The following is a 4,518-nucleotide window of genomic DNA, read 5'->3' on the forward strand; positions in this document are numbered from 1 at the left end:
AGGTCCGCCTCGCCGAGGAAGGGTTCAAGGCTCCGCTCGACCTCGTCGACGGCGCCGCTCGGGTCTACGACCCGATCGTGCGAGGCGAAGCCGGTGACGACGTGAACGGGGTCTTCCTGAAGGACTACGAGGCCTCGCCATGGTGATTGTTCGCGACCTCCTTCGCGAGCAGTGGACCGCACTGCGGGCGTGGATCGAGGACTCGGGCCTGCTCGAGCATCTCGACGACCCGAGTGCTCTCGAGGGGTGGACAGTGCAGGACCTCATCACCCACACCGGTCAGTCGTTCCTCGCCTTCACGCTGCTCGGACCCGCGTCCGGCGCCACCCCGCTCTCGATCCGGTCATACATCTCGCACTATCAGTCGGCCGCCCAGCAGATCGCCAGCGGCACCCGCGAGCTGTCGAGGTCGTTCACCGGTGACCTGCTCGGCGGCGTCGACAGGTGCGCCGTGCTCGGGTTTCGTGCGCTCGACGGGCTCACCGCCGAGGTCGTCCGTGGTGGACGCGGAGCGATCACCCTTGACGACTTCGTGCTGACCCGGCTGCTCGAGCTCGTGGTGCACGGCGACGACCTGGGGCGTTCGGTGCGCGAGGTCGGCCCGGCGCCGATCAATGGCAACGTCGTCACCGAGGTGTCGCAGATGCTCATCGATGCTTACATCGACGCCACCGGGCGGCCACCTGAGGTGACGGACGAGATGGCGTGGATCCGTCTGGCCACGGGTCGAACCGCAAGCGACGACACGAGCCTCCCGCTGTTGTGAACCGGGGGAGTCCACATGCTGGTACGTCTTGTCTCAGCACTTGACCACTGCCGCCGGTAGGGCGAGACTGAGGGAGTGCAGATTCTTGTAGTACTTCGCTGACGCGATGGCCTGACCCGGCCCCGCGTCTCCCTCGATCAACCCCGTCAAGCAGCTCTGGGGCCGAGGGATTTTTTTATGCAGGCAGCCGGGTTGGCACACGGCCTACGATTGACCCGAACAGAAGGACGACATCATGACCGAGCAGCTCACGGGGGCGCAGAGCCTCGTGCGGGCGCTGGAGCACGCCGAGGTCGACACGATCTTCGGTATTCCGGGCGGCGCGATCCTGCCCGCCTACGACCCACTCTTCGACTCGGAGAAGATCCGGCACATCCTCGTCCGCCCCGACCAGGGGGCCGGCCACCCCGCACAGGGCTACGCCATGGTCACCGGCAAGGTCGGCGTCTGCATGGCAACCTCCGGCCCCGGCGCCACCAACCTGGTCACCGCCATTGCCGACGCGCACATGGACTCCGTCCCGATCGTCGCCATCACGGGGCAGGTCGCCAGCGCCTCCAACGGGTCGGATGCCTTCCAGGAGGCCGACATCCGCGGCATCACGATGCCGATCACCAAGCACAGCTTCCTCGTGACCAACGCGGACGACATCCCGCTGGTCATCGCTGAGGCGTTCCACATCGCCGGCACGGGTCGCCCCGGTCCCGTGCTCGTCGACATCTCCAAGGACGCGTTGCAGGCCGAGACCACCTTCACCTGGCCGACAGAGCTTGCCCTGCCGGGCTACCGTCCGACGACTCGTCCGCACGGCAAGCAGGTCCGCGAGGCGGCGCGCCTCATCGCCGCGGCAGAGCGTCCGGTGCTCTACGTCGGCGGTGGCGTCATCAAGGCCGACGCGTCGGCAGCACTGAGGGTCCTGGCCGAGCTCACCCAGATACCCGTCGTCACGACGCTGATGGCGCGTGGCGCGTTCCCTGACTCGCACGAGCTGCACCTGGGCATGCCCGGCATGCACGGCACGGTGGCCGCGGTGGCCGCCCTGCAGAAGAGCGACCTGCTCATCTCACTCGGTGCGCGCTTCGACGACCGCGTCACGGGGCAGCTGTCCACGTTCGCCCCGCTCGCGAAGATCATCCATGCCGACATCGACCCCGCCGAGATCTCGAAGAACCGCACCGCCGACGTCCCGATCGTCGGTGACTGCCTCGAGGTGATCTCCGACCTTGTCGTGGCGCTGAAGAAACAGGCCACCGAGGACGACGTGGAGGGCGACTTCACGGCGTGGAAGACCCAGATGCTCGGCATCAAGGCGAAGTACCCCGTCGGCTACGACAAGCCCGAGACCGGGCTGGCGCCACAGACCGTCATCGAGCGCATCAGCGCCATCGCCGGGCCCGAGGCCACCTACACCGCGGGGGTGGGTCAGCACCAGATGTGGGCCGCTCACTACGTCGACTACGAGCGGCCGCGCCAGTGGCTCAACTCCGGCGGCCTCGGCACGATGGGCTATGCCGTGCCGGCCGCAATGGGTGCGCAGATCGGGCTGCCCGGCACCGTGGTGTGGGCCATCGACGGCGACGGCTGCTTCCAGATGACCAACCAGGAGCTCGCGACCTGCGCGATCGAGGGCATTCCGATCAAGGTCGCGGTCATCAACAACTCATCGCTCGGCATGGTGCGCCAGTGGCAGACGCTCCTGTACGAAGGGCGCTACTCCAACACCGACCTCAACACCGGACCCGAGTCGATCGGCGCGCGTCGCATTCCCGACTTCGTCAAGCTCGCCGATGCCTACGGTTGTGTGGGCCTGCGCTGTGACAGCGAAGCCGACCTCGACGCCACGATCGAGAAAGCCATGTCGATCAACGACCGGCCCGTCGTCATCGACTTCGTGGTCGAGCGCGACGCCATGGTGTGGCCCATGGTCCATGCCGGCACCAGCAACGACGCCATCCAGATCGCCCGCGACCTCGCGCCGGCCTGGGACGAGGAGGATCTGTGACTGCCCATACATTGAGTGTGCTCGTGGAGAACACCCCCGGTGTTCTGGCTCGCGTCTCGAGCCTCTTCATGCGCCGCGGCTTCAACATCGACTCGCTGGCTGTCGGTCCGACTGAGATCCCCGAGATCTCGCGCATGACGATCGTGGTCAACGTCGACGAGCTGCCGCTCGAACAAGTGACCAAGCAGCTCAACAAGCTCATCAACGTTCTGAAGATCGTCGAGCTCGATTCGCACAACGCGGTCGAGCGCGAGCTCATGCTGATCAAGGTCAAGACTGACGCCCAGACCCGGGGGCAGGTGCTGGAGACCGTGCAGCTCTTCAGGGCTAAAGTTGTCGACGTTGCCACCGATGCCGTGACGATCGAGGCAACCGGAGACGCGGGAAAGCTCACCGCGATGCTGAACGTCCTCGAACCCTTCGGCATCCGGGAGATCGCCCAGTCGGGACGCGTGGCCATCGGCCGCGGATCCCGATCCATCACCGACCGCACCCTGCGCGCCGTCCCCGGCACGCAAGCTGGCTGAACACCCCTCAAGGAGACGTACCCAGTGGCTGAAATGTTTTACGACGACGACGCAGACCTGAGCATCATCCAAGGACGCCATGTGGCCGTCCTCGGTTACGGAAGCCAAGGTCACGCCCACGCGCTCTCGCTGCGCGACTCGGGGGTCGACGTGCGCGTCGGCCTGCTCCCCGGTTCGAAGAGCCGCGCCAAGGCGGAGGCCGAGGGCCTGCGCGTGCTCGACCCGGCAGAGGCCGTCGAGGAGGCCGACCTCATCGTCGTCCTCGCCCCCGACCCCGCTCAGCGCAAGCTCTATCAGGACTCGATCGAGCCCAACCTTGTCGACGGCGACGCGCTGTTCTTCGGGCACGGGTTCAACATCCGCTACGGCTACATCAAGCCTCCGACCGGCGTCGACGTCGCGCTCGTCGCCCCCAAGGGCCCCGGTCACCTCGTCCGTCGTGAGTTCGTCGAGGGCCGCGGAGTGCCCAACATCATCGGCGTCGAGCAGGATGCCACCGGCAAGGCGTGGGACCTCGCGCTCTCGTACTCCAAGGCCATCGGTGGCACCCGCGCCGGTGCCATCAAGACGACGTTCACGGAGGAGACCGAGACCGATCTCTTCGGCGAGCAGGCTGTCCTCTGCGGAGGTGTCTCGCAGCTCATCATGTACGGGTTCGAGACGCTGACCGAGGCCGGCTACCAGCCGGAGGTCGCCTACTTCGAGGTCCTGCACGAGCTCAAGCTCATCGTCGACCTGATCTACGAGGGCGGTATCGCCAAGCAGCGCTGGTCGGTCTCAGACACCGCCGAGTACGGCGACTACGTCTCAGGCCCCCGCGTCATCGACCCGTCTGTCAAGACCAACATGCAGGCCGTGCTCAAGGACATCCAGGACGGCACGTTCGCCAAGCGGTTCATCGACGACCAGGATGCCGGCGGACCGGAGTTCCTGGCGCTGCGCAAGAAGGGCGCCGAGCACCCCATCGAGGCCGTCGGCAAGCAGCTGCGCGGGCTCATGTCCTGGGTCAAGAGCTCGGACAACGACTATGTCGAGGGCGAGGCCGGCCGCTAGGCCGCACCACATTCCGACAGCACCACGTCGCGCGACGACGAAGGGGCGGCTCACCGACAGGTGCGTCGCCCCTTTCGTCGTGGAGCAGAGCTGGTGTCGTCCTGGCCCGTCAGGCAGGCTTCTCGACGACCATCAGGAAGAAGTCGCGCTCGAGGTCGCGCCGGGGCCAA

Annotated in this window: 4 protein-coding genes; all 4 read left to right on the plus strand. The window is 66.7% G+C overall.

Annotated elements, in window-relative coordinates:
* The first annotated feature begins 139 nt into the window (after positions 1-139).
* The 4 genes from H7290_RS09035 (at position 140) to ilvC (ending at position 4,348) form a co-directional block, all read left to right on the plus strand.
* Positions 140-766, plus strand: coding sequence for a maleylpyruvate isomerase N-terminal domain-containing protein (locus H7290_RS09035; RefSeq protein ID WP_290513689.1), 627 nt, complete (start codon positions 140-142; stop codon positions 764-766).
* A 232-nt stretch (positions 767-998) separates the two neighbouring features.
* The gene (locus H7290_RS09040; RefSeq protein ID WP_290513692.1) at positions 999-2,768 is read left to right on the plus strand and encodes an acetolactate synthase large subunit; all 1,770 of its coding nucleotides are present in this window, start codon (positions 999-1,001) and stop codon (positions 2,766-2,768) included.
* The gene (gene ilvN / locus H7290_RS09045) at positions 2,765-3,295 is read left to right on the plus strand and encodes an acetolactate synthase small subunit (RefSeq protein ID WP_290513690.1); all 531 of its coding nucleotides are present in this window, start codon (positions 2,765-2,767) and stop codon (positions 3,293-3,295) included. Before H7290_RS09040 ends, ilvN begins: the two co-directional genes overlap by 4 nt.
* A 24-nt stretch (positions 3,296-3,319) precedes the next feature.
* Positions 3,320-4,348 (plus strand): ketol-acid reductoisomerase, encoded by a 1,029-nt coding sequence (gene ilvC, locus H7290_RS09050; protein ID WP_290513691.1) that lies wholly within the window; start codon positions 3,320-3,322, stop codon positions 4,346-4,348.
* The last annotated feature ends 170 nt before the right edge of the window (positions 4,349-4,518 follow it).

This window comes from Aeromicrobium sp. (assembly GCF_014378035.1).
GTDB lineage: Bacteria > Actinomycetota > Actinomycetes > Propionibacteriales > Nocardioidaceae > Aeromicrobium.